26 protein-coding genes are annotated in these 26,792 nt (G+C 29.9%); 19 read left to right on the top strand and 7 right to left on the bottom strand.

The window, feature by feature from the left end:
- Nucleotides 1–28: 28 nt before the first annotated feature.
- From ABNK64_RS02980 to ABNK64_RS03025, 10 genes are all read left to right on the top strand, one after another.
- Nucleotides 29–1,309 (top strand): hypothetical protein, encoded by a 1,281-nt coding sequence (locus ABNK64_RS02980; RefSeq protein ID WP_349763417.1) that lies wholly within the window; start codon nt 29–31, stop codon nt 1,307–1,309.
- A 209-nt stretch (nt 1,310–1,518) separates the two neighbouring features.
- On the top strand, nt 1,519–2,334 hold the full coding sequence (locus ABNK64_RS02985; protein ID WP_291255787.1) for a DUF3100 domain-containing protein: 816 nt from the start codon (nt 1,519–1,521) through the stop codon (nt 2,332–2,334).
- A 1-nt stretch (nt 2,335) separates the two neighbouring features.
- The gene (locus ABNK64_RS02990; RefSeq protein WP_291255788.1) at nt 2,336–2,800 is read left to right on the top strand and encodes a hypothetical protein; all 465 of its coding nucleotides are present in this window, start codon (nt 2,336–2,338) and stop codon (nt 2,798–2,800) included.
- A 10-nt stretch (nt 2,801–2,810) separates the two neighbouring features.
- Nucleotides 2,811–4,130, top strand: coding sequence for a M20 family metallopeptidase (locus ABNK64_RS02995; protein ID WP_291255789.1), 1,320 nt, complete (start codon nt 2,811–2,813; stop codon nt 4,128–4,130).
- 94 nt (nt 4,131–4,224) lie between these two features.
- Entirely contained in the window at nt 4,225–5,442 is a 1,218-nt protein-coding gene (locus tag ABNK64_RS03000) for an ABC transporter substrate-binding protein (RefSeq protein WP_349763418.1), read from the top strand.
- A 1-nt stretch (nt 5,443) separates the two neighbouring features.
- Nucleotides 5,444–6,166, top strand: a complete 723-nt coding sequence (locus ABNK64_RS03005) for a GTP-binding protein (RefSeq protein WP_291255791.1) — start codon at nt 5,444–5,446, stop codon at nt 6,164–6,166.
- 202 nt (nt 6,167–6,368) lie between these two features.
- Nucleotides 6,369–7,175 carry an ATP-binding cassette domain-containing protein gene (locus ABNK64_RS03010; RefSeq protein WP_349763430.1) on the top strand — a complete coding sequence of 269 codons (807 nt, stop codon included), beginning with the start codon at nt 6,369–6,371 and terminating at the stop codon, nt 7,173–7,175.
- Between the two features lie 73 nt (nt 7,176–7,248).
- Entirely contained in the window at nt 7,249–11,340 is a 4,092-nt protein-coding gene (locus ABNK64_RS03015) for an autotransporter outer membrane beta-barrel domain-containing protein (protein ID WP_349763419.1), read from the top strand.
- A 167-nt stretch (nt 11,341–11,507) separates the two neighbouring features.
- Complete coding sequence (locus ABNK64_RS03020) at nt 11,508–12,338, top strand: Fic family protein (protein ID WP_349763420.1); 831 nt, start codon at nt 11,508–11,510, stop codon at nt 12,336–12,338.
- Between the two features lie 258 nt (nt 12,339–12,596).
- Entirely contained in the window at nt 12,597–12,794 is a 198-nt protein-coding gene (locus tag ABNK64_RS03025; protein ID WP_349763421.1) for a hypothetical protein, read from the top strand.
- A gap of 245 nt (nt 12,795–13,039) precedes the next feature.
- On the opposite strand, the gene deoC is transcribed toward ABNK64_RS03025, so the two are convergent.
- From deoC to udp, 6 genes are all read right to left on the bottom strand, one after another.
- Nucleotides 13,040–13,708, bottom strand: coding sequence for a deoxyribose-phosphate aldolase (gene deoC, locus ABNK64_RS03030; RefSeq protein WP_300390938.1), 669 nt, complete (start codon nt 13,706–13,708; stop codon nt 13,040–13,042).
- A 15-nt stretch (nt 13,709–13,723) separates the two neighbouring features.
- Nucleotides 13,724–14,914: a phosphopentomutase gene (locus tag ABNK64_RS03035; RefSeq protein WP_349763422.1), complete on the bottom strand. Its 1,191-nt coding sequence runs from the start codon at nt 14,912–14,914 to the stop codon at nt 13,724–13,726.
- Nucleotides 14,915–14,929: 15 nt separating this feature from the next.
- Nucleotides 14,930–15,640, bottom strand: coding sequence for a purine-nucleoside phosphorylase (deoD, locus tag ABNK64_RS03040; protein WP_349763423.1), 711 nt, complete (start codon nt 15,638–15,640; stop codon nt 14,930–14,932).
- Between the two features lie 10 nt (nt 15,641–15,650).
- Entirely contained in the window at nt 15,651–16,067 is a 417-nt protein-coding gene (cdd, locus tag ABNK64_RS03045; RefSeq protein ID WP_291255798.1) for a cytidine deaminase, read from the bottom strand.
- A gap of 66 nt (nt 16,068–16,133) precedes the next feature.
- Nucleotides 16,134–17,336 (bottom strand): NupC/NupG family nucleoside CNT transporter, encoded by a 1,203-nt coding sequence (locus ABNK64_RS03050; protein WP_291255799.1) that lies wholly within the window; start codon nt 17,334–17,336, stop codon nt 16,134–16,136.
- Nucleotides 17,337–17,365: 29 nt separating this feature from the next.
- On the bottom strand, nt 17,366–18,148 hold the full coding sequence (gene udp, locus ABNK64_RS03055; RefSeq protein ID WP_291255800.1) for a uridine phosphorylase: 783 nt from the start codon (nt 18,146–18,148) through the stop codon (nt 17,366–17,368).
- Nucleotides 18,149–18,441: 293 nt separating this feature from the next.
- Here udp and ABNK64_RS03060 point away from each other — a divergent pair, with 293 nt between their 5' ends.
- The 7 genes from ABNK64_RS03060 (at nt 18,442) to ABNK64_RS03090 (ending at nt 24,018) form a co-directional block, all read left to right on the top strand.
- The gene (locus tag ABNK64_RS03060; protein ID WP_349763424.1) at nt 18,442–19,194 is read left to right on the top strand and encodes a MipA/OmpV family protein; all 753 of its coding nucleotides are present in this window, start codon (nt 18,442–18,444) and stop codon (nt 19,192–19,194) included.
- Nucleotides 19,195–19,319: 125 nt separating this feature from the next.
- Nucleotides 19,320–19,898, top strand: coding sequence for a tetratricopeptide repeat protein (locus ABNK64_RS03065; RefSeq protein ID WP_349763425.1), 579 nt, complete (start codon nt 19,320–19,322; stop codon nt 19,896–19,898).
- Nucleotides 19,888–20,439 carry a J domain-containing protein gene (locus ABNK64_RS03070; RefSeq protein WP_349763426.1) on the top strand — a complete coding sequence of 184 codons (552 nt, stop codon included), beginning with the start codon at nt 19,888–19,890 and terminating at the stop codon, nt 20,437–20,439. The genes ABNK64_RS03065 and ABNK64_RS03070 overlap by 11 nt, the downstream gene beginning before the upstream one ends.
- An 89-nt stretch (nt 20,440–20,528) precedes the next feature.
- The gene (gene glmU, locus ABNK64_RS03075) at nt 20,529–21,878 is read left to right on the top strand and encodes a bifunctional UDP-N-acetylglucosamine diphosphorylase/glucosamine-1-phosphate N-acetyltransferase GlmU (RefSeq protein WP_349763427.1); all 1,350 of its coding nucleotides are present in this window, start codon (nt 20,529–20,531) and stop codon (nt 21,876–21,878) included.
- 3 nt (nt 21,879–21,881) lie between these two features.
- On the top strand, nt 21,882–22,853 hold the full coding sequence (locus tag ABNK64_RS03080; RefSeq protein WP_291255805.1) for a ribose-phosphate diphosphokinase: 972 nt from the start codon (nt 21,882–21,884) through the stop codon (nt 22,851–22,853).
- A gap of 87 nt (nt 22,854–22,940) precedes the next feature.
- Nucleotides 22,941–23,570, top strand: a complete 630-nt coding sequence (locus tag ABNK64_RS03085) for an L-threonylcarbamoyladenylate synthase (RefSeq protein ID WP_291255806.1) — start codon at nt 22,941–22,943, stop codon at nt 23,568–23,570.
- Nucleotides 23,571–23,580: 10 nt separating this feature from the next.
- The gene (locus tag ABNK64_RS03090; protein WP_291255807.1) at nt 23,581–24,018 is read left to right on the top strand and encodes a hypothetical protein; all 438 of its coding nucleotides are present in this window, start codon (nt 23,581–23,583) and stop codon (nt 24,016–24,018) included.
- Nucleotides 24,019–24,098: 80 nt separating this feature from the next.
- Here the strand turns inward: ABNK64_RS03090 and ABNK64_RS03095 are convergent, their stop codons facing one another.
- Complete coding sequence (locus tag ABNK64_RS03095) at nt 24,099–24,734, bottom strand: MurR/RpiR family transcriptional regulator (RefSeq protein WP_291255808.1); 636 nt, start codon at nt 24,732–24,734, stop codon at nt 24,099–24,101.
- A 50-nt stretch (nt 24,735–24,784) separates the two neighbouring features.
- Between ABNK64_RS03095 and ABNK64_RS03100 the strand changes: the two genes are divergently transcribed.
- Together ABNK64_RS03100 and ABNK64_RS03105 are read left to right on the top strand one after the other, a co-directional pair.
- Complete coding sequence (locus ABNK64_RS03100) at nt 24,785–25,399, top strand: AAA family ATPase (protein ID WP_291255809.1); 615 nt, start codon at nt 24,785–24,787, stop codon at nt 25,397–25,399.
- 15 nt (nt 25,400–25,414) lie between these two features.
- Nucleotides 25,415–26,707: a PTS sugar transporter subunit IIC gene (locus ABNK64_RS03105; RefSeq protein ID WP_349763428.1), complete on the top strand. Its 1,293-nt coding sequence runs from the start codon at nt 25,415–25,417 to the stop codon at nt 26,705–26,707.
- Nucleotides 26,708–26,792: the final 85 nt, after the last annotated feature.

The raw sequence follows: 26,792 nt of genomic DNA on the forward strand, positions 1-26,792 counted from the left end.
GAAAAATGAATGCACAGAGGGAATAATTATGAGAATAGCAATAGTAGGAGCAGGTGATTCTGTTGAAAAGATCTACAATATACTATCTAAAAAATATAAAAAAATAGAGTTTATTTTAAAAAAAGAGGATAAGATAGAGAATACATTGAAAATAATAAAAGAGATAGAGAGTGAAGTTGAAGGAATCTATCTCACAGGTATTGGTGTATACTATTCTTTATTAAATAATAAAGAGTTAGAAATAAATAAACCTGTTGTATATACTAAACGTGGAAGTATCGGTTTGATAAAAAGTTTTTGGGAGTTACAAAAAGATAGTTTAATAGAGGATAATATAAGACTGGGATGGGATATTGTAGAGGAGCATATATTCAATGAAGTTGTAAAAGAGTTTGATATAGAGTTAAAGGGAAGTTATTATCAAAAGTATGAGCCTAATAAAACAGAGAATGAGTACCTTGAAAACTATTTAGAAAAGTATAAATCTAAGGAGATAAACTGTATTTTTACAGCTTTTGGTTATATATATAATAAGTTAAAAGAGAAAAAGATACCTGTTTACAGATTACAAGCAACTAATATTGAGATTGAAAATGATTTTGTAGCCCTTTTAAATAAGATAATTTTAAATGAGAAGAACAGTGGTTTAGGTGTGCAAATAATAAAAATAAATTCCAATAAAACTGGTTTTGATAAAAATAATTTAGAATTAAAGATGGAGATAGAAAAAAGTTTATTGGAGTACAGTAAAAAGGTAGAGGGGAATATTCAGATCTCTGATGAAAAAGAGTATATGATAATCTCAAATATAGATATTCTTCAAGGAGATGAGAGTTTAAAGGAGATTTTAGCTTTAAAGAGCAGGTTTGAGGGTCAGAATGAGGAGTTAGCAGTTGGAATTGGAGAGGGAAAAACAATATTCCAAGCTGAAAGAAATGCAAGGGTGGCTTTAAAATTAAGTTTGACTAAAGAGGGAAAAATCTTCTATTCCAATGGAAAAGTAGTTAAAGGACCTTTATTAAATTCAAAAGAGTTGGAGTATAAAAGGGATTCAGATGAGAGAATAAAAACTATGGCTGAAGAGATAGAGATAAGTCCAATATATTTAGAAAAGATAAAAAGTATGATAAAAAAGAAAAAGAAAAATAGTTTTACAAGTATTGAAATTGCAGAAGTTCTCAACATCACTACAAGAAGTGTAAATAGAATTATAAAAAAGATACTTGAGAAAGATTATGCTGAGATAGTACAGGTAGAAAATTCCATAACTGCTGGAAGACCCAGAAGAGTTATAAAATTTAAATTTTAGAAATAACAGGAAAAATATTGTTAAAGATCACAAAATATGACAATAATTTTTTCTTTTTTTATTCTTTATTAAATTAGTAATGTTTAAAAAATAAAAAAATAGTTTTTTTTTAGAATAATAAGTTGACAATTTATAGAGAAAGTGATATATTTATAATGAAATTAAAGTCCTATTAAGGACACGACTTTAATATATAAAAGGAGAAAAGTATGGAAAGAGCTTTATGGAAAGTAACAATTATTTCAGCAATAATTGTAATTATTACAGAAACAATAGGAAAAGTATCAATCCCAGTCTGGAGAGTAAGTGTGATTTTATTTCCTATGTTATATGCAGTTGTTATTGGAACACTGATAACACCAGATCTATTAGGGAAGAGAATTACAGTATTAAAAAAAATAGTTAATTCATCAGAAATAAAATGGGCAAGTGAATTGGTAGGAATGGTACTTCTAATTTTAGGAGTAAAATATGGAACACTAGCAGGACCAAACTTACAAAAGATATTAGCTGCTGGTCCAGCATTTTTAGCACAGGAGACAGGACATATTTTATCACCAATAGTGGCATTGCCAATAGCACTATTATTAGGAATGAAAAGAGAGGCAGTTGGAGCTACTTCAAGTATAAGTAGAGAGCCTTCACTAGGAGTTATAGGTGAGAAGTATGGAATAGATTCTCCAGAAGGAAATGGTGTATTGGGAACTTATTTAATAGGGACAGTTGTAGGAACTATTGTATTTGGAATTTTAGGTTCGGTTTCAATCTACTCTGGAATACACCCATATGCATTAGGAATGGCTTGTGGAGTGGGAAGTGGTAGTATGATGACAGCAGCAGCTGCAGCTTTGACAGAGGTAGCACCAGCTCATATGAAAGATACAATATTAGCATACGCAGCAACAAGTAATATGTTATCAGGAATAACAGGAGTGAACTTCTTAATATTTGTAACTTTACCTTTAACAAATAAGCTTTATGCAATTTTAGAGCCAGTTTTAGGAAAAAGAAAGGGAGAGAAATAGTATGACAATAAATATGGAGAGAATGAAGAGAAATACTTTATTACTGATAATATCAGGAATATTAGTAATGATAACACAGAGAGTTGGGCTAGGAACTCCAATGATAGATACAGTACCTGGAATAATTTTAATAATATTGGTGGCTCTAGTTGCACTAGTAATAAGAGAGATGTTTCCAAAATCTGTATTTCCAGCTTTTGGTTGGGTTACAATTTTAGGATTTATTTTAAGTATGCCACAGAATCCAATGTCAGCAAAATTTATGGAGTATGTAGGAAAGGTTGACTTCATATCAATAACAACACCACTACTTACATTTGCAGGAATTTCTGTAGGAAATAAGATTGATGAGTTAAAGAGAATGTCTTGGAAGATAGTGTTAATTTCAGTAGTAGTATTTATAACAATATTCTTTGCTTGTGCATTGATAGCTCAAACAGTATTAAGAATAACAGGAGATATTTAAGGAGGCCAAGATGACAAAACAGGAATTGAAAGATAGAGTAATAAGAGCTATTGAAGAGAATAAAGATATAATAATCGAAGCAGGAAGAAAGATCTATCACAATCCAGAGTTTGGATATAAGGAGTTTGAAACTACAAAAACAGTTAGAGAATTTTTTAAAAATGAATTAAATGTAGAAACTGAAGATAAGATAGCTTATACAGGATGTAGAGCAAGAATAAATGAGGAGAAAGATGGAATAAAGATAGCTATTCTAGGAGAGTTAGATGGAATATCTTGTAAAGAGCACTGTGATTCCAATTCAATAGGAGCTTCTCATACTTGTGGGCACAATGTACAGATAGCTGGAATGTTAGGAGCAGCAGTTGGACTTATAAAATCTGGAGTATATAAAGAGCTAGATGGAAAAATAGACTTTATGGCTACACCTGCTGAGGAGTTTATTGAATTAGCTTATAGAAGTGAATTGAAAAAAGAGGGGCATATAAAGTATTTTGGTGGAAAACAGGAGCTTATTAGAAGAGGAGCTTTTGATGATGTAGATATGTCTATGATGTTCCATGTTTTAGATACTGGAGATAGAAAAGTATTAACTGCACCTGAAAGCAATGGATTTATTGGAAAAGAGATAAAATTTATAGGGAAGGAAGCTCATGCTGGATCAGCTCCATATGAGGGAGTAAATGCTTTAAATGCCGCTATGTTAGCAATAAATAATGTTCATGCTCAGAGGGAAACATTTAAAGAGGCAGATAGAGTAAGATTTCACCCTATCATCACAAAAGGTGGAGATATTGTAAATGTTGTTCCTGCTGATGTAAGAATGGAATCATATGTTAGAGCAAGAACAATATCAAGTATGATTGATGCTAATAAAAAGGTAAATAGAGCTTTAATAGCAGGAGCTATGGCAGTAGGTGCAGAGATAGAGATAACAGAGTTACCAGGATATTTACCAATTTTAAAACATGATAATATGGAAAAAGTTTTGAGAGAGAACTTGGAATATATTGGATTGACTAGTGAAGATATAATTGAAGGGGGAGATTTCACAGGATCATTTGACTTTGGAGATGTATCTCATATTATGCCAACACTTCATCCTATGTTTGGTGGTGTAAAAGGAGCTCTTCATACAAGAGAGTATCAAATAGTAGATGAGGAGTATGCATATTTAGCACCAGCTAAGGCTATGGCATTGACTGTTGTAGATCTATTATTTAATAATGCAGAGAAAGGAAAAGAGATATTAGATAACTTTACTCCTGTGATGACAAAAGAGCAGTATTTAGAGTTTATGGAGTCAAATGACAAAATAATAAAAGCTTAATAAAACTCGATTAAATCAGTAACATATGTTACTGATTTTTTTTATATTATATAGTATAATAAGCTTAAAAGAAGAGGACAATTGGAGGATAATTATGAAATATATAGATGAAAATATGAGTGTATTAGAGATTTGTAAAAAATATCCAGAGAGTATAGATTTTTTTGAATTAAAGGGATTTAAAAACCTAAAAGATGAGAATATATTAAAAATAATGGGAAGTTTAACTTTAAAAAATGTACTTTTAACAAAGAAAATAGATGCAAAGATATTTGTAGAATTTTTAAATGAGTATATAGATAATAGTAGAAAAAATGTGGATATTACAATGGTGGAAAAAGAGAGCACATCACAAGAGATAAGTGTTATGGGATTGTTACCTTGTCCTATAAGAATACCGCTATTAGAGGGATTTAATAAATTTTTAGAAAAGAATAGTGAATTAAAAGTAAAATATGAATTGAAAGCAGCTTCAGCAGGTTTAGATTGGTTAAAAGAGGATGTAATAAGAGCTAATCATCCAGAGAAATTAGCAGATATATTTATATCAGCAGGATTTGATCTATTTTTTGAGGATAAGCTTATGGGAAAATTTAAAAAAGAGCATATATTTAAAGATATAACAGGGATAGAGAGATACAACAGAGATTTTCAAAATGACGAGATCTCTTTAAAAGATCCAGATGGAGATTACTCTATGTTAGGAGTTGTTCCAGCTATATTTTTAGTAAATAGAGATATGCTAGGAGATAGAGAGGTACCAAGATCTTGGAAAGATATATTAAAATCAGAGTTTAAAAAATCAGTAAGTTTACCAATATCTGATTTTGATCTTTTTAACTCAATCTTAGTAAATATTAATAAAAATTATGGAGAAGAGGGAATTGAAAAGTTAGGAAAAGCTTTGTTACAGAATTTACATCCAGCTCAAATGGTAAAGTCTGATAAATTAAAAGAGAACATACCAACAGTTACAATAATGCCTTACTTTTTTACAAAAATGATAAAAGAAGATGGTCCAATGATACCTATTTGGCCAGAAGATGGAGCTGTTATCTCACCAATATTTATGTTGACTAAGAAAGAAAAAGAGGAAAAAATAAAAAAAATAGTAAACTATCTAGCTGGAGAAGAGGTTGGAAAGATATTTTCTCATCAAGGATTATTTCCAACTGTAAATCCAAATGTTGGTAATAGACTTGAAGATAAAAAGTTTATGTGGTGTGGTTGGGATTACATACACGATAACAATATTGGTGAAATTCTAGAAAAATGTAAGAGTATATTTTTTAAAGCGAGTGAGGAGGAGTAAGATGAACTTAATAACAGTTTCAGGTCCACCTTCATCAGGTAAAACCTCTCTTATTATAAAAACAATAGAGAGTTTGAAAAAGCGTGGAATAAAGATAGGAGTAGTCAAATTTGATTGTCTATATACAGATGATGATAAGCTGTATGAAAAAATAGGTGTTCCTGTAAAGAAGGGACTTTCAGGATCATTATGTCCAGATCATTTTTTTGTAAGTAATATTGAAGAGGTTGTAAAATGGGGAGTAGAACAGAAGTTAGATCTTTTGATAACAGAGAGTGCAGGTCTATGTAATAGATGTTCACCATATATCAAAGATGTAAAAGCTATCTGTGTCATTGATAACCTAAGTGGAATTAATACACCTAAAAAAATTGGACCAATGTTGAAAAGTGCAGATATTGTTGTAATAACAAAGGGGGATATTGTTTCACAAGCAGAAAGAGAGGTATTTGCTATGAGGGTTATGAATGTAAATCCAAGAGCAATAATTATGCATGTAAATGCTCTAAATGGTCAGGGGGCTTATGAGTTTGGAAGTTTGATATATGATGAAAATGATAAAATTGAAAGCTTGAAAGGAAAGAGTTTAAGATTTTCTATGCCTTCTGCACTCTGTTCATACTGTTTAGGTGAGACTAGAATAGGAGAGGAACATCAGATGGGGAATGTAAGAAAGATAGATTTAAAAGATTCTGATTGTAGTGGTGATAGTTGTGGTAAATAGAGAGTTTTTATTGAGAAAACCTTTAAATGAAGTGATAGAAAAATACGCTTTTATTGAGGATTTTTTAAAAAATAATAGTATTGAATTTAAAAAAAATTTGAGTATTGAAGAGATAATATTCTCATATGATGAGGATATTTTAGAAGAAAAGGGACTAAATAGAGAGAGCTTTGTAGAGAATTTGGTAGAATTTTCAGAGCAGATGATAGATATATTAGGGTTGGATAGTAGTGTCGCAGAGGAGATAACAATATTACCTGGAATCAATAAATTTGGAGAAAAGGAGAAGTTTGATAAGATAGTAATAAAAAAAGGTGAGATAGTTTCTATAGTTGGTCCAACAGGAAGTGGAAAGAGTAGATTTTTGGCAGATATAGAGTGGGGAGCTCAAAATGATACACCTACTAAAAGAACTATATTAGTAAATGGTGAGCCTCTAGATAAAAAGAGTAGGTTTTCATCAAGTAATAGTTTGGTAGCACAACTTTCTCAAAATATGAACTTTATAATGGATTTAAGTGTGTATGAGTTTTTAGAGATGCATGCTAAAAGTAGAATGGTTGAAAATATAGAGTTAATAGTTGAAAAAATATTTAAAAAAGCCAATGAGTTAGCTGGTGAGAAGTTTGAAATGAGTACTCCTGTAACTAGCTTGAGTGGTGGACAATCAAGAGCATTGATGATCGCTGATACAGCTATTTTAAGCACTTCTCCAATAGTTTTGATAGATGAGATTGAAAATGCAGGGATAGATAGAGAGAAGGCATTGGAATTGTTGGTTGGAGAGGAAAAAATAGTGTTGATGGCTACACACGACCCATTATTAGCTTTGATGGGAGATAAAAGAATCATAATAAAAAATGGTGGGATATATAAAATAATGGAAGTATCAGAGAACGAAAAGGCTATTTTAGGGGATTTGAGTAAGTTAGATAGCATTGTTCAAAAGTTGAGAGATCAGCTTAGAGCTGGAGAGGAATTAAAATTTAAAATAAACGAATTATTGTAAACTATATTTATTTGATTTTGTTTAAAAAATATGATATAATACCCTTTGTAAAAAAATCAAAAAGGGGAGATAAATGCTTAATAGGATCGAAAAATTATTAAAAAAATGTAACAAAAAGAAAACAAGGATAACTTTAGGATTAGTAATATCTTTTTTAATGTCAGCAAATCTATTTGCTGAAGGGAATGAAATCAAAAAATTAGAGGATTTCTCTGAGATAAAAGAAATATTTAAGGGTAATAAAAGAATAGAGAAAAAATTAGCAGATGGAACTAAAATTACAATAAGATTTACAGATAGTAAAATAATAGTAGAACAAGAAAATAAAGAAACTTTTGGAATAAATTTAAACGATATAAAAAATATAAATAATTCTGATTTAGCAAAAAAAACTTATCTTAATTTAGTAAAGTCTTTAAAAAATTTAGAGACAAATACTGAAAAAGTAATAGAGGGAAGTTTTAATAGTATAGAAAATAATAATTTAGCTTTAGGAGCACAATTAATTCAGTCTAATAATATTGGAATAAATAATGGGATTATAAAATCTACCGATCAAGGACAAGCAGTAGATGGAATAGGAGTTAATAATGGAGTTATTTATAGTGATTTTGGACAGGTTATCTGGGATAAAGCTTTAGGAATAAATAATGGAATCATAAAAGTAAAAACACAAGGACAATATTCAAGTGTGGGAACTGCTGTAAATAATGGAGTTATTTATAGTAATAATTGGGGACAAATTTCAGATTTTGGAGTAGGAATAAATAATGGAATTATAGATAGTAATAACAATGGACAAAATATTAGTGAAGGAATAGGAATAAATAGTGGAATAATTAAAGGAGAAGAGGAAATAGGTCAAGCGTTGGAAGAATATAGTATAGGAATAAATAATGGAATTATAGAAAAAAATATGGGACAAAGTTCTAAAAAATATTCAATAGGATTTAATACAAACTCTATAACTTCTAAATATGTAGGACAATTTTCAGATAACAAAAGTATAGGAATAAATTTAGGAGAAATAATTAATAAAAAAGGACAATATTCTGGAATGGGTCAAGAAATACTAAATTTTGGAGTAAATAATGGAATTGTAAAGAGTATAGGAGGAATTGCACAGAAAGTTAATAATGGATTAGCTATTAATAATGGTATTTTAATGGGAAATACAGGACAAAGAATAGGTTATTATGGAACAGTTATAAATAACGGAATAATAATAGCAGAAAGTGCATATGAAACAGGAAAAAAAGAGAATAATAGAGATAAAGATTTTTATGCAAATGGAATAGCTTTAAAAAGAGATGAAAAAGGTAATTTAGTTATAAATAATAATTATAACTATAATGCAAATATTCATGTTTATGATAGGAAAGATTCAAATAAATTAAGTGAGTTATCATTAGTTTCTAAAAAGGTTGGACAGAATAAAAATGGATATAATATTTTTATTGATAATCTTAAAGAAAAAAATAATCAATTAGTATTAGATATTAATTTAGTAGATAATAAAGATAAAAAAAATAATTATGCAAATACTCATGTTACAACAGCAGTAGCTAAAGATAGTACAATAACAACTCCAGTAATAAAAGTAGAGCTTGATAATGCTAAAGATAATACTTCATTTACAATGGATAAATCAACAATTGTTGGATATTTTGAAAAAGATGGAACACTTGTTGATATGACAAAAAATAAAAATATAACTCTTAATAATAGTGTTATATCAGCAATTGGAGAAGATAGTACCAATGTAACAGCTCTTCAAGTAAAAGATGGAACAACTATAACTCTGAATAATAGTGTTGTAAATGGTAAATTAGTATTTGAAAATTCTAATACTGAAAATAAAGAGAATACATTAAATTTAAATTCTAAATATAATGGTGAAGATAAAAATATCTATGAAGATGGGACACAATTTATGACAAGTGTTTCAGATGTAGAATTTAAAGGAAAAACAAATGATACTATTGTTGTAAAAACAGAAAATAATAGTCAATTAACTACAACTGATAAGAATACAAAAGGATTTATCTCTATTGGAGATATAAGTTTTGGTGAGGGAAATGATAATCTAAAGATAAATTTTGAAGATTATAAAACAGGTCATTTAAATGTAGCTGGAACTATTGATTTTGGTAGTGATGAGGATAAATTAGAGTTTTCTGAAAAATTAGATACAACAAATGATTCTTTAACAAGTTTAGTCTTATTAAATAGTCTATTAGCACATACAAAAAATCTTGAAACTTTACAATTATCGAATGGGAATAATAGTGTTGTAGTAGGAGAGAATGGTATATCTCTTGAGTTTGCTGGAACATTAAAAGGTGGAACAGGAAATGACACATTTATTGTAAAGGGAAATAGTTCAGCTATAAATAATATTGATGGTGGATTAGGAGATAATACATTAAAACTTGGAAGAGTAGAAGCTACTGATAAGATAAATGAAAGTCAAACATATGACTCTAATTCATATGTTTCTATCAATGGAAATGTTTCAAATTTTTCTACTGTTGACATAAATACTAATATCAAACTTGGAGAGAAGGCTAGTTTTAGTGGTATAAAGGATAATACTCTAAATTTAAATAATAACTCTTTAATACTGGATATAAATAAAAACAATAAAGATAGTAGTGGAAATATTATTGGAAATGCTTTATATAATGATAAAAATAAAGATATGATATTTAAAGATATGGATAAGATAGTTTTTGATGTATCTGATTTTAACCAGAATGAAACTATTTTAACTAATAATTCAAGTATTAAAGATCATAAAGGTAAAATACAAGCAAACTCTTCAGTTCATGATATAGTTATCGGAGAAAATGGAAGTATAAAAGTAGAAGTAAGTGAAAACTTACCAAAACCACCAGTAGTAGAACCAGAAAAACCATCTGTTCCAGATAATACAACTCCAGAAAGTGGAACACAAAAGCCATCTACTCCAGATAACAATGTAAAACCAGATGAAAAACCACAAGCAGATTCAAATAAAGTGTATGAGCTTGTACCAAACTATAATTACCTAAATAAAATTTATCAAAGTGTAAAATCAGCAGGTATAGATTCAATGCAAAAAACTACTCAATTAACTGAGAACCCAGTAAAAGGAATTGTAAGTAAAACAGAAAGAGAGTCAATTATGGCTCAATTAGAGTTTTATGGAAAAATATTTAATAGCACACCATATGCATACTCTCATAAAATTTCTAAAAAATCAGCTATGGCTATAACAGATGATATTTTAGCTTCAGATAGAAAAGTAAATGAGAAAGAATGGATATTTGGTGGAAAAATATTAGGAGAAAATTCTGATAATAAGAATGAATTTAATGGAAAAAATCTTCATGGTGTAGATAGTGCTGATTCAGAGGTAAAAATAGATAGTCATATCTATGGAGCATATGCATATGGAGAGTATGGAATAAGAGAGAATACAGTTATAGGTTTTGTAGTTGGAGGAACTAAGAGTTCAACTGATATTTCAGGAAATTCAAAATTAAAAGGAAATAGTGCAGTGCTTTCAACTTACACTAAAAGAGATATAGGAAATGTAGAGTTAAAAGCAGGATTAGGATATCAATATGGAGAATATGATAGTAAGAGAACTGTAAGCAATGCATATCAGAGTATGAGTGCAAATAAAGATTACAATGATAATACTTTTGTATTATTCAGTGGAGTAAAATATTCACATTCATTAGATAAAGATCTTCATATAGAACCATATTTTAATATTTCTTTATCACATGTAAAACAAGATGGTATAAAAGAAAAAGAGGATCAACCATTGACTCTTGATGTTAAAGGTAAAACTTTTACAGCAGTAGATACAGAAACAGGAGTAGATTTAGTTAAGGAGATAAAGTTATCAAAAGGAAATCTAAAGGCAAAGGCTGGAACTTCTATAATGTATGCTATAGATGGGTATGAAAAAGAGTATATAACAGGAAAAATAAATGGAGCTTCAAGTGATTTCCAAATGGTAGCTGCAGAAAGTGATAGAACAAAAATTAAATTTAAAGTGTCAGCTGAGTATGAGATGGAAAATGGAATTTCATATAGTGTTAGCGGAAATTATAGAGTTTCATCAAATGAAAAAGATTACACTGTTGGAATGGGTATAGGATATAAATTTTAATAGATTTTAAAATGCAAATTTATTATTTTTAAAAATTTGTATTTTAAGGAGGAACATTGATGAATGAAAAGGATTTAGAAAAATTATCTCCTGAAGAACTAAAGAAAAAATATGGAATTATTGATGAAGGAGATATAGTTAGTTCAGAGGACTTAGAGGGATAATTGATGATAAAAAGTACTTATGATGTAGTTGAATATGAAAAAGATAAAAAAATAAAAAAAGAAAATTGGGAAATGGCAGTAGGTTTAAATGAAGTTGATGGATTGAAGCCTTCAAGCTATTTAAAAGAACTTATAAATGATTCAATAGAAGGTAAATCAACTTATTTAGAAATTGAAACTAAATTACATAATTATTATAAATCTCAAGACATTACTAAACAAGAAATTAGAGATAATAAAGAATGTGATATAGTATCTACAAGAATAGCAGAAATACTAGAGGATGGAAGTTTTACTTTTAGTCCAATTTATTTAAAAAGTATTCATAGAAGGCTTTTTGAAAATATATTTGAAGGAGAATTAGAAGGTTGGGCTGGAAAGTTTAGAGAGATAAATATAACTAAAAAAGAGCCAATATTAGATGGAGATACAGTAACTTATGCTAATCATTTTGATATTTTAGATTATTTAAAATATGATTTTGAAGAAGAAAAATCTAAAGATTATACTAAATTATCTCAAGAACAACAAGTTCAAAGAGTAGCAAAATTTACATCAGCTATTTGGCAAACACACCCATTTAGAGAAGGAAATACGAGAACAACAGCAGTATTTATAGAGAAATATCTTAGAACAAAAGGGTATAATGTCAATAATGAATTATTTAAAGAAAACTCTGTATATTTTAGAAATGCCTTAGTTTTATCAAATTATACCAATATTTCTAAAGGAATTAATAGTAATTATGAATACCTTTATTCATTCTTTAAGAAATTACTTATTAATAGAGAAATAAAACTAGAAAAAATGAATATTTCTCAAAAGAAAAAATAATAAAAGGAAGAAGAATTATAAGTGCAAGGGACAGATTTGCCCCCTGCAAAATAAAAATAAATTAAGAAGCTATATTAATTATAAATTAAATAATTGATATAGCTTTTTATATATAAATAAGGTATAAAGTTTATAAAAAATTTTTAAATTATTCTTTTATTTTCAAAGGATTGTAAAAGAAAATAGAGTTGATATGATACCAATAAAGTACTTACATATATTATCAACAAATATTAATTTTAAGAAAGTTGGTAATATATGTCTAAAAAAGTTAAGGTTAGTCCTAATCTAAAAGAATTTCTTGTTTTGAAATTTAAAGAATTAAATATCTCTTTATCACAATTTTGTAGAATTTACAATATTGAAAGAACTGCTATCATTAGATGGTCTATTAAATATGAACTTGGTGGTAAAGAAGCTCTCTTTGAAATTACTAGTAGAACTCTTACACTTTAATTAATTCTGTTAAAGATTATCTCTCTGGTAATTTTTCCATTCAGTATTTAATCTTCTGAAAAGATTGAGCAGGGATGAAGATGTTTTAAGATTTTTTGAAGAAATAACGTAAAATTTTTTACCGATAATGCAGCAGAACGAGAAGAGAAGAATGTAAACTATTTTTATTTTTTGTAAAACTCACAGCTAGGTAGTTACAATTCTAATGTAACAGAAAGGGAAGTGTCAATCACTTCCCTTTTGTATTAATACATATTTTCAGCATTTTCACCTTTTATAAGTTTAACAATTCTACTAGTACCAAGTCTATCAGCACCTAATTCAATAAATTTAGCTGCATCATCAAGAGATGAGATTCCACCAGCTGCTTTTATTTTAACATCTTTTCCAACGTGTTTTTTCATAAGGATTACATCATCAAAAGTAGCTCCACCAGTAGAGAAACCAGTAGAAGTTTTAATATATTCAGCTCCTGATTCAGTAACTATTTCACACATTTTTATTTTTTCTTCTTCAGTTAAAAGGCAAGTTTCAATGATAACTTTAAGAATTTTTCCATTACAAGCTTTGTGAATAGCTTTTATTTCATTTAAAATAGCATCATATTTTTTATCTTTAAGATCACCAATATTGATAACCATATCTATCTCATCAGCACCATTTTTAATAGCATCTTCAGTTTCAAATACTTTAACAGCAGTTGTAGAGTAACCAGTAGGGAATCCTATAACAGTACAAATAGGTAATTTATCTCCTACATATTCTTTACAAGCTTTAACGTAAGAAGCTGGAATACATGCAGATGCAGCTTTGTATTTAATTCCGTCATCAAGGATCTGTTTAATATCAGCCCAAGTAGCAGTTTGAGTTAAAAGAGTATGATCAACAGTACTTAACATTTTATTTCTATCCATAATAAAACCTCACTTTTAATTAAATTTATCTAAAATAGAGTGTCCAATTGTATTTTCAGGCATTTGAACATCAAAGTTATCTGCAATAGTAGCACCTATTACAGCAAAAGTATCAAATTCTCCTAAACTTCCATTTCCTTTAAAAGATGGAGAGTAAACAATAAACGGAACTTGCTCTCTTGTATGGTCAGTTCCTGTATATGTAGGATCATTTCCATGGTCAGCAGTAAGAATTAAAAGATCATCCTCTTTTAATTTAGAAAGTAGTACTCCTAAATTTTTATCGAATTTTTCTAACTCTTCAGCATAACCTTGAGGATTTCTTCTATGTCCCCATAAAGCATCAAAATCAACTAAATTAACGAAACAAAGCCCTGTAAAATCTTTATCAGCTAATTCAATAGTTTGCTCCATTCCATGAACAGAGCTCTTAGATTTGTGAGACTCAGTCACTCCTTCACCATCAAAGATATCATTGATTTTTCCAACAGAGATAACATCTAAATTAGCATTTTTAAGAGCATTAAGAGTAGTTTGTCCATAAGGCTTTAAAGCATAGTCATGTCTGTTACTTGTTCTCTTAAACTCTCCTTTTTTTTCACCAATATATGGTCTAGCTATGATTCTACCAACTTTCCATTCATCTTTCATAGTAAGTTCTCTGGCTATTTCACAATATTTGTATAAATTTTCAAGTCCCATATGCTCCTCATGTCCACAGATTTGTAAAACAGAGTCAGCACTAGTATAGACAATCATGTCACCAGTAGCGATTTCATGCTCTCCATACTCATCAAGAATTTCAGTACCACTAGCAGATTTATTACCTACAACTTTACGTCCACATCTTTTTTCAAGCTCAGAAATCAATTCTTTTGGGAAACCAGTATCAGTAAAAGTTTGGAATGGTTTTTCAATATGAAGTCCCATCATTTCCCAGTGTCCTGTCATGGTATCCTTTCCAACACTAGCTTCGTTAAGAGCTGCAAAATATCCCAATGGTTTTTCTACAGTTGCAACATGTTGGATAGGGTGTAAGTTAGCAATTCCTAAGCTTTGTAAGTTTGGAATATTAAGGCTAGGAACAGATTTAGCAATATGTCCAAGAGTGTCTACACCAATATCTCCGTATTTAGCAGAATCACCCATAGCACCAATTCCAAGTGAATCTAAAACTATAGTAAAAATTCTTTTGTATTTTTTCATAGTTGTTCTCCTTTATTAGTCAACAAATGTTTCTAAAGCAATTTCCATCATTTTAGTAAATGCAGTTTGTCTCTCCTCTGGAGTTGTAACTTTGTGTGATGTAAATGAGTCAGATATAGTTAAAAGACAAGCAGCCTTTTTACCTAATACTTTTGCATTGTGGAATAGAGCGAAACTTTCCATCTCAACACAAGTACATCCATGCTTAGCAAAGTGTTCTTTATAGCTGTCTACATTTGGTTCAGTATAGAAAACATCACTTGAGTGAATTTTTTCAACATGTAAAGGAACACCTAATTTTTCAGCAGTTTTAATGATTTTTTCATTTAACTCTTTATCAGGATAAGTAGTGTCACTTTCATATCCATTTTGTGTATGTGCGAATGTAGATTGGCTCCAAGCAGAGTCAGCTAAAACAACATCATAAACATCTAATTTATCAACATAAGCTCCAGCAGAACCAACACGTACAATATTTTCTACTCCATAAACATTGAAAAGCTCGTAAGAGTAAATTCCTATTGAAGGCATTCCCATTCCAGAAGCCATAACAGTTATATCTTTTCCCTTGTATTTTCCTGTATAAGCAAGTGTATTTCTTACAGAGTTAACTAATTTTATATCCTCTAAGAAAGTTTCAGCTATAAATTTAGCTCTTAAAGGATCTCCTGGCATCAATACATTTTTTGCTATTTCTCCGATTTTTGCGTTATTATGTGGTGTCATATAATTCCTCCTATTTTAAATCATCACTAGTAAAAGAAAATGGTAAAAGTTCAGCAATAGTAGTTACCATAGCTTGTGAATTTGTATTAGCAATAACTACAGGTGTGTCTCTATTTAAAAGTTCAACCATAACTTGTCTACAAGCTCCACAAGGACTACCTAAAGTGTTACCTCCAGTGACAAGAGCCATAGATACAATGTCTTCTTGTCTATATCCTAAAGAATATACATGGAATAGAGCACTTCTTTCAGCACAGTTAGTTAATCCATAAGAAGCATTTTCAACATTTGCTCCAACATGGTATTTACCATCTTTAGTTTTAACACAAGCTCCAACATGATAGTTTGAGTATGGAGCATAGGCTTTTTCCATAACTTCAAAAGCTTTATCTAATATATCTTTGTATTCAGTAAATATTTTTTCCATATTATACTCCCTTATGTAAATTGAGGTTGAAAAATCAACCTCAATTTCAACATTAATTTTTTAATTTTATATAATTGTAATAAATCCAACAATCATAGCACTTAAAAGACTTACAGTAAATCCACCTATCATAGCTTTAAAAGCAAGTCTAGCTAGTACGTTTCTCTTCTCTGGACAAAGAATAGAGATACCAGAGATACAGATACCCATACTAGAAATATTAGCAAAACCAGCCATAGCAACTGTTAACATAAGTCCAGTTCTGTAATCTAAGCTAGCAATACGTTGTCCTAAGCTTTGGAAAGCTACGAACTCGTTAAGTACTAATTTGAATCCAAGTAACTCACCAGCATAGAAAATATTGTCTCCTTCTAATCCCATAAAGAATCCAAATGGAGAGAATAGATAAGAGAAGATCTTTTCTAAACTAAATCCAAAATGTCCTAGTACACCGTTTAAAAGTGAAACTATTGAGATAAAAGCAACTAATGAAGCTGCAATAGCAATAACGGCTTGGATACCATTAACTGCTCCTTCAGTAACAGCAGAGATTATATTCTCATGGTGTCCTTTTCTATCCATACTTACATCTTCAATAACTTTAGCATGCTCAGTCTCAGGTAAAAGAATTTTTGAAATAGCAATACTTCCAAAAGGAACTAAAGCTGACGCAGTTAAAAGGTATTCCATTGGAATTCCAAGAGCAGTATAACCACCTATTATAGTAGCTGACATACTTCCCATTCCAGAAACAAGTACAACCATTATCTCACTTTGAGTCATATTACCTAAGTATTTACTAACAAGTATTGGACTTTCAGTTTGACCTAAGAACATATTAGCAACAGCAACAAAGCTCTCTACTTGAGTAGTTCCTAGAATTTTTCCAACTACTTTTCCTATAATTTTAACGATAAATCCTAAAATTCCAAGGTAAAAAAGTGCAGCAACAAATGCAGAAAGGAAAATGATATTTCCAAGAGCACCTATGATAAAGATAAATCCAGTAGCTTGACTTGGGTCAGCAAGACTACCAAAAACAAATGATAACCCACTAAATCCATAACTTAGGATCTGAGTAACAACATCAGATACCTTTAGTACAGCAGTTCTACCTAATGGGAATTTAACTAAAACTAAAGCGATAATAAACTGAACTATAATAGCTTTAACAACTATTGATAACTTAACCTCTTTTTTGTGAGATGATAGTAGATACATTAATCCTAGAACTAATAGTATACCAACTAAAATAATAATTCCTTTCATGAATCCTCCAATATAAAATATAATAGTAACTATAAAACTCCTGCTTCTTTATCTTGTTTGATTAGATTACGAATCGCTTGTATAGTAATTTCAATAGCAGATTCTGTATCGTGTATTACTGGATTTTCTAATCCTAATTTCTCTCTCTCTTGGTTAGCTACTACTAAGAAAGATGAACCAACACGAACTCTTAAGTAATCTCCAACTACGAAAAGAGCAGCCGACTCCATTTCAGAAGCTTTACATCCAAGACGTACCCAAGCATTCCATTTATTGATTAATTCATAATCAACAGGTTTAGTTTCAGGTTCGTGTTGTCCATAAAAAGCGTCCTTACACTGAACAATTCCAACATGATATTTTTTGTTTAAGTCTTTAGCAGCTTGAACTAAAGCATTTGTTATATCTAAATTTGCAACAGCTGGGAATTCGATAGGTGCATACTCTTTACTTGTTCCTTCCATACGGATAGCCCCAGTAGCAATAACTAAATCTCCACCCATTATGTCAGTTTGCATTCCACCACAAGTTCCAACTCTTAAGAAAGTGTCAGCACCAGATTTAACTAATTCTTCTAAAGCGATAGAAGCAGATGGACCACCTATACCAGTAGAAGTAACACTAACTTTAACTCCATCTAAATAACCAGTATATGTAACATATTCTCTGCTATCAGCAACTAGTACTGCATTATCAAAATGTTTAGCTATTTTAGCACAACGTTTTGGATCTCCAGGTAAAATAACATATTTACCAACATCACCTTTTCTTAATCCAATGTGATATTGTAAACCTTCTTCTGCATATTTCATAAATAAAACCTCCTAAACAAATTTTTATGATGTCTATCAAGTTGTATAATTTATAACTAAAATATATCATATCTATATGAAAGTGTCAATTATTAAATTAAATTTTGTATAGAAAGATGTCTAAGAAAAGAAACCTTTGATTGGAAATAAATTAAAATGAATACATAGTAATAAAAAATATATAAATGTTTATTTTTTTTTAAAAATATGATAAAATTAGTTGGGATATTAGGATATTGAAACATAAAATTTTAAAATTAAATGTATGAAAATATTTATTAGGAGGAATTTTTATGAATAAAAAATTGGCTATGTTAGGAGCTTTATTTATTTTAGGACAGAGTGCATTAGCAGGAAATATTGGAATAGGGTATGGAGTGACAACTCCACTTTATCATAATGATAAAAATGACTATGTATTACCAATAGTTGATTTAGAATATGACAAGTTTTTCATAAAGGGTGGAAGTACATATGGACTATCATTAGGTTACAAATTAATAGAAGAGGATAATTATGTATTATCACTATATGGAATGCCTTTTGGTGGATATGAAGTAAAAAATAGTGATATGAAATCTGGATATAAAGGAATTGACGATAGAGATACTCATGTAATGGGAGGAGCTGAATTAGTATACTATCCAGGAATATATAGCTTAGAGACATCAGTATCTGCTGAGTATGGAGAAGAGGGAGGACATTTTACATTTAGAATAAATAGACCTTACCAAATTTCATCTAAGTTGACAATAATCCCTTCAATAAACTATGTATATTATGATTCTAACTTCGTGGATTACTATTTTGGTGTTGACTCAAGAGAGGTAGGAAGACCTGGTGGAGAGAAGATAAATAGTACATTTAGTGGAGAGGGAGCACATAGATTTGGAGCTGGAATTTTAGGAAATTATAAAGTAAATGATGCTATCTCTATAATGGGATTCACAGGTGTTGCTAAAGTTTCTGGAGAGATTGCTAACTCACCAATAGTAGATAATGATGTTATCTATATTTTAGGAACAGGTGTAATGTACACATTCTAATTAAATAAAACTCAAAAGCTGTTATAAGGAGAACTTTATAACAGCTTTTTTAAAAAAGTTTTTGTATCGATAAAAATTATGTTATAATAAGGTATAAATTCTATCAAAAGGAGGTTAGAATTATAGTGGAAAATGATCTATTAAAAACACAATTATTTGCTGAATTTGAGGTTGAAAAACTAAAACAAAAGGAAGAAGAAGTAAGAATGTCACTCTTAATCAATCCAAATGATTTTGAACTCTTGAGAGAATTAGCTATTATTTTATATCATAAAAATGATTATGCAAGTGCGATAAAAGTTTATAAAAAAGTTTTAGAGTATAAAGAGAATAAAGTGGAAGGATATGCTTTTTTAGGACAACTTTACTATGAGAATGAAGAGTATAAAAAAGCTATAGAGATGTTTGAAAAAGCACTGGACATCAATCCAGATTTCGCATTTGGACATTTTTTACTAGGAAATGCATATTCTAGGGCTGGAGATATTATGAATGCTATTACTAGTTATGACTTTGCAATATTTTTGGATTTAGATATCTACAAAGCTCATTTGGATTTTGCTGAAAAATATGAAAAGATGGGAGCTTATGAGAGAGCTATAAGAGAGTATAGATTAGCTTATGATATAGATCCTAGAGAGAAGAGTGTAAGAGAGAAGATAAAAGATTTAGAAGGAAAAATAAGGAGAACAGATGATTTATAGTATTTCGTTAACATTTATACTGATACTATTTCTATTCATTGGCTTGACTTTTGGATTTAATAGAGCAGTAGGAATGATTCCAGTATTATTCATAGTATTTTTATTAGTAGCTTTTTTAGGATGGTTTGCTGTTAATTTTTTCTGGGTAATACTACTTGTTGTATTGATAAATTACTTAAAAAATAAAAATCAGCCTAAGAGCACGAAGAGAAGAACTTACTATTATAGATATGACAGTAATGGTGCAAGTGATTTTGAGGAGTTTTTTCGTCAGGCTAGTGGAAACTATAGCAGACAACAGTATAGTGGAAACTATGAAAATCCCTTTGGTTATGCTGAAGACAAAAGCAAGTATTATACTATATTAGGTGTTACTAAAGATGCTGGAAAAGATGAGATAAAAAAGGCTTACAGAGATCTGGTAAAACAACATCACCCAGATAAATTTACAAATGCTAGCGAGTCTGAAAAAGAGTATCACGAAAATAAATTAAAAGAAATAAATGAAGCTTATGAAAAACTTTCAAAAGATTTTTCTTAAGCTTGAAATAGTTAAATAAGTATGATATAATTTAACACGTATGAGATGTTTTTAGTAATTGTACAGTATAACTTAAAGGAGTGTAGTTTATGAAACTTAAAACATTAATTTTAGCTGCAGGAAAAGGGACTAGAATGAAGTCAGATCTTCCTAAAGTAATTCACAAAGTGAATGGAATCCCAATGATATCTAAAATAATAGATGTTTTATCAGGACTAGAGCCAGAAGAAAACATATTAATTTTAGGACATAAAAAAGAGGAAGTATTAAAAGTAGTAGGGGAGAATTGTGACTATGTTCTACAAACTGAACAGTTGGGGACTGGACATGCAGTTATCCAAGCTAAAGAAAAATTATCTAATTATGATGGAGATGTAATGATTTTATGTGGTGATACTCCACTTTTAAGAGAGAGCACATTAAGATCTTTATATGAATATCATCAAAAAAATGGAGCAACAACAACTATACTTACATCTATTTATGAGAATCCTTTTGGTTATGGAAGAATTGTAAAAGAGAATGATCTTGTAAAAGCTATCGTTGAGGAGAAAGAAGCGAGTGAAGAGATCAAAAAGATAAAAGAGGTAAATGCAGGGGTATACTGCTTTAATTCTAAAGAGTTATTCAAAGCATTAGAGAAGATAAATAACAACAACGAAAAGGGAGAGTACTATCTTACTGATGTAATTGGTATTCAAGTTTCAGAGAATAAAAAGGTTCAAAGTTTCATATTAGAGGATAATATGGAGATTTTAGGCGTTAACTCTAAAGTTGAATTAGCACAGGCTAATAAAGTTTTAAGAGCTAGAAAAAATAAGGAGTTAATGGAAGAGGGAGTTATACTTATTGATCCTGAAAATACATATGTAGAAGAAAGTGTAAAAATAGGAAAGGATACAGTACTATATCCAGGAGTATTTTTACAAGGAGATACAATTATTGGAGAGAATTGCGAACTAATTGGCAATGTTAGAATAATAGATAGTAGATTAGGAAATAACATAAGAATTGAAAGTTCTGTTATAGAAGAGAGTATTATAGAGGATGGGGTTACTATGGGACCATATGCACATTTAAGACCTAAATCTCATCTAAAAGAAAAAGTTCACATTGGAAACTTTGTAGAAGTAAAAAAATCTACTCTAGAAAAAGGAGTAAAAGCAGGACATCTCACATATTTGGGAGATGCACAGGTTGGTGAGAACACAAACATAGGAGCAGGAACAATTACTTGTAACTATGATGGTGTAAACAAATTTAAAACAACAATAGGGAAAGAAGTATTTATAGGAAGTGATACAATGCTTGTAGCTCCGGTAAACATAGGAGAAAAAGCTCTTGTAGGTGCTGGTTCTGTAATTACAAAAGATGTTCCTAACAACTCATTAGCTGTATCAAGAAGTAAACAAATTATTAAAACCGACTGGAGGAAATAAAAAATGATTAATTCTGAAAATGTAAAAATTTTCGCAGGAACTTCAAACAAGGACTTAGCTAAGAAAATAGCTGAGAAGTATGGGCTGCCTTTAGGAGAAGCAGAAGTAGTTAGATTTAAAGACGGAGAGGTATTCGTAAAGATCGACGAAACAGTAAGAGGAAGAGATGTATTTGTTGTACAATCAACTTCTGAACCTGTTAATGAAAACTTAATGGAATTATTAATTTTCATTGACGCATTAAAAAGAGCATCAGCTAAGAGTATAAACGTTATTATACCTTACTATGGTTATGCTAGACAAGATAGAAAATCAAATCCTAGAGAACCAATCACATCAAAATTAGTAGCAAACTTACTAACTAAATCAGGTGCTACAAGAATAATAGCTATGGATTTACACGCTGATCAAATTCAAGGTTTCTTCGATATTCCTGTTGATCATATGCAAGCTTTACCATTAATGGTAAAATACTTTATGAAAAAAGGTCTATATGGAGATGATGTAGTAGTAGTTTCTCCAGATATCGGTGGAGTAAAAAGAGCTAGAAAATTAGCTGAATGGTTAGATTGTAAAATCGCTATCATTGATAAGAGAAGACCAAAACCAAACATGTCAGAAGTTATGAACTTAATAGGAGAAGTTCAAGGTAAAACAGCTATCTTCATAGATGATATGATAGATACAGCTGGAACAATAACAAATGGAGCTGCAGCAATCATAGATAGAGGAGCTAAAGAAGCATACGCTTGTTGTACACATGCAGTATTCTCAGATCCTGCAATAGAAAGATTAGCAGCATCACCTTTAAAAGAAGTTATAATAACTGACTCAATAGCATTACCAGAAAGAAAGAAATTAGACAAGATAACTGTATTATCAGTAGATGAGATTTTTGCTGAAGCAATAAGAAGAATTGTTAATAATCAATCAGTTTCTGAGTTATTTGAGAAAAAATTAATAATGGAAAATTAATTTAGAGAGAAAAAGCTAGTATTTTACTAGCTTTTTTTATTTAGATATGATAAAATTATTAGGAGTTTAAAAAATAAGGTGTATAAAATGAAAGTGATATATGATTTAAAAAACATAGATTTTAATAGAATAAAAGAGTTGCTAGAGGAGAAGGAGATAGTTGTATATCCCACAGATACTGTATATGGAGTGGGAGGTTTAATCACCTCTGAAGAGGCAATAAAGAAGATATATCAAGCTAAAGAGAGAAGTTATAACTCTCCTATAATTGCTTTGGTAAGTAGTGTGGACAAGGTAGAGGAGATAGCTTATATAAATGAGAAGAATAGAGATCTAATAGAGAGATTGATAGAGAGATTTTGGCCAGGAGGACTTACAATCATTTTGAAAAAAAGAGAGTTTGTTCCAGATATCTTAACAGCTAAGGGAGATACTATAGGGATCAGAATGCCAAATTTAGATATAGCTTTAAAAATAATAGAATCAGTAGGGGGGGTACTACCAACTACTAGTGCTAATATTTCTGGAGAAACTACTCCGAGATCTTATGATGAGGTTTCTGAAAGATTTAGAGAGAGAGTAGGAATTTTGATAGATGGTGGAAAATCTCCATTGGGAGAGGAATCAACTATAATAGATATGAGTAATGAACCTAAGATAGTAAGAGTAGGGGCAATACCTGTAGAAGAGATTGAAAAAGTAATTGGAAAGATATAGGGAGGAAATTATGAAAACACAAAGAGTAAATCCAAATGGAATGAATCCTATGCAGATGAACAGTATGTCTGGAATGATGGGAATGATGAACAGTATTCAAAGAATAGGAAAGGGAAAGAGAAAGATAGCTGTTGTTTTAGATAAGAGCAACAAAAAGTTTTTATCTAAATTCATAGATGAGGTAAAGAAACAATTTTTATCATCAGCAATGGGAGCACAAACTGCAAATTTAGGAGAGTTCTTTGATTATATAAAATCAGTAGCTGATTCAAAAGAGCAAATGGAATTAAAATTGAGCTTTGAAGAGTATGAGTTTTTAAAAAGAATGTTAATAGATTCTGTAAGAGGAATGGAAGGAATGACATTTAAGTGGTATCAATTTGTAAAAAAAGGTATGCTTAAAGTTATGATAAAGCAGTACAAAGAGTTATTAACAAAATTTAAATAAGAAATACAAAAAACATTTTTCTAAATTTAGAAAAATGTTTTTTTATTGCCTGGAAATATTGATTTTATTGTTAAATTTTGTTATATTTTAGTCAATAAATATTCAAAAGTAGAGATGACATTAGCAAAAAATACTCCTTGATTTAAAATGAAAGAGTAATTGGAAAGAGATTCTATGGTAGAATCTTTCTTACCTAAAAAACTTATTATGGGAATTGAATTTTTATGAGCTAAATTAACAACATCTAAAAGAGATTCTGTTTCACCTGATTCAGAAACAACAATTAAAATAACTTTATTGTTAATAAAGTTCTCTAAAAGTTGAAGATGTCCATTGGAGATTGAACGGTGACCAGTAAGTGTGAGTCTTTCGTTCATATATGAGGTAATATTATTTGCTATTCCAATAGAACAAAACATTATCAGGGGATCTGGGTATCTTGTTAAAATTTCAACAGGTATCTTGAGATCAATACTACTTGAAAATTGGATTGGATTATTAGAGTTTTTTATTTGAAAAATTAAGTCTGTAAAACCTCGGAATCCAATTTTTTTTATACACGAATAGATGACAGTAGTTGACGTATAGTTTTCTTTAGCTGTCTCTCTAATAGAAAGTTTTATACCCTTAAGAGTTTTCTCTTGGATATAGAGTAATATATTTTTTTCTAAGTCATTTAATTTATGTTTTTTTACTAAATAATTTATATCTAACAATTGCATCACCAAATATATTATACAATAAAATCAATAAAAAGGAGAAGAGAATGGAAAAAAAATTTATAACAGATCCTTGGGCAAGAACAATAACAAGAAATGGATTACCAGGAGATGAAGTTATCTCTGCATTACAAAAATCAATTAGAAGAGGTAAAGTAGAGGCAGCTTGTGAGTTTGCTTATGAGATGTACATAACATCACCACAGATGGAGGAAAAATTATGGAGAAGATTGACTGCTATATCTGTTGAGGACATAGGAATGGGAGATCCAATGGCAGCAGTACTTATAAATAATTTAAGACAGATGAGAAAAGAGTACTCATATGCAGATGGAGATAGACCAATATTTTTTATACACGCTATAAGATACCTGTGTCAATGTGAAAAGGATAGATCAAGTGATCTATTGAAAAATATAGTTATAAAGAGCTTTGCAATGGGATATGTTCCTGAGATTCCAGATTATGCTTTAGATAAGCATACAACAAGAGGAGCAGAGATGGGAAGAGATTCATTCCATTTCTTAAATGAGGCAAGTAAAGTTATACCACAAAAAGAGATTGATAATGATTATAAAGAGAGATATAACAAGATTTTAGAAAAATATGATGCCAAAAATGTAGTTGCTTCGGCTTTTAAGTTTAATCCTTGGCAAGAGTAAGGAGAGGGGAAAGATATGGAAAGTAAATTTTTAGAAAAGTTAGAAAAAGTATTGTTACCTATTGGAAGTAAGATAGCTAATCAGAAACATCTACAAGCTATATCAGTTGGAATGATGATGACACTTGCTCTAATAGTTGTAGGTTCTCTGTTTTTAATAGTTGCAAATCCACCTATTAATTTGGATATGGTTGATTTGAACACAAGTAATGTATTTTTAAAATTTATGATTAGTTGGAAACAGTTTGCAGTGGCTAATTATGATATTATAACTAGACCATTTAATTTCACAATGGGAGTAGTTGGGCTAATGACAGCTTTTACAATAGCTTATTCTTTAGCTAATGAATATAAGTTAAATAACTTAACTTCTGGATTGATTTCGATGGTAATTTTCCTAATGATAGCAGCACCTATAGAGGATGGAAAGATTGTGATGCAATATCTAGGAGCAGATGGATTGTTTATAGCTATTGTAATATCATTAATAAGTGTTGAAATATCAATGGTAGTTGAAAGATTTAATTGGAAATTTAAAAGTGAACATATACCACCAGCAGTTTTATCATTTATGAATGCTCTAATTCCATTATTTTTAAATATTGTTATAATATATGGAGTGAGTGCAGTAATATTTGCTAAAACAGGAAAAACTATACCAGGAATTATAATGGCTTTACTTACTCCAGCTTTATCGGTTGGAAACAACATCTGGGGATACCTAATAATTCTACTATTTGGAAATATTTTGTGGTTGTTTGGAATCAATGGAACTTCAGTAATATTCCCAATAGTTTTTTCAATAGGAATAGCTAATACTGGAATAAATAGTGAACTTGTAAGACAGGGAAAATCTCCAGAGATGTTAATGAATTTACAAATGTTTAGAGTTGCTGTATTGGGAGGAGCTGGAAATACCTTAGGACTTATTCTACTCATGTTAAAAAGTAAATCAGAACAGTTAAAAACTTTAGGGAAACTAGCCTTCGTACCAGGAATTTGTGGAATAAATGAACCTGTAATCTTTGGAACACCTATAATTTTTAACCCTATCTTAGGAATTCCATTCCTAGTTACACCACTTGTAACAGTATCGTTGACATACATAGCTCAAAAGTTAAATATAATCTCAATGGGATATATAGTAGATCCTTCATTTACTCCATTCTTTATACAAGGATATCTATCATCATTGGATTTTAGAAACTTAATCTTTTATTTTGGTTTAGTAGTAGTGAGCCTTGTTATATACTTCCCATTCTTCAAAGTCTATGAAAAGAACCTAATAAAACAAGAGATGGATATGTAAAATAGAAAAAAGGGGCTGTTGCAAATTTAATAGCATATGTTTTAAAATTAGCTAAAGAGATTTTTTAATCTCTTTGGCTTTTTTC

The sequence above is a fragment of the Fusobacterium sp. SYSU M8D902 genome (assembly GCF_040199715.1).
In the GTDB taxonomy this organism is placed as follows: Bacteria; Fusobacteriota; Fusobacteriia; order Fusobacteriales; family Fusobacteriaceae; genus Fusobacterium_A.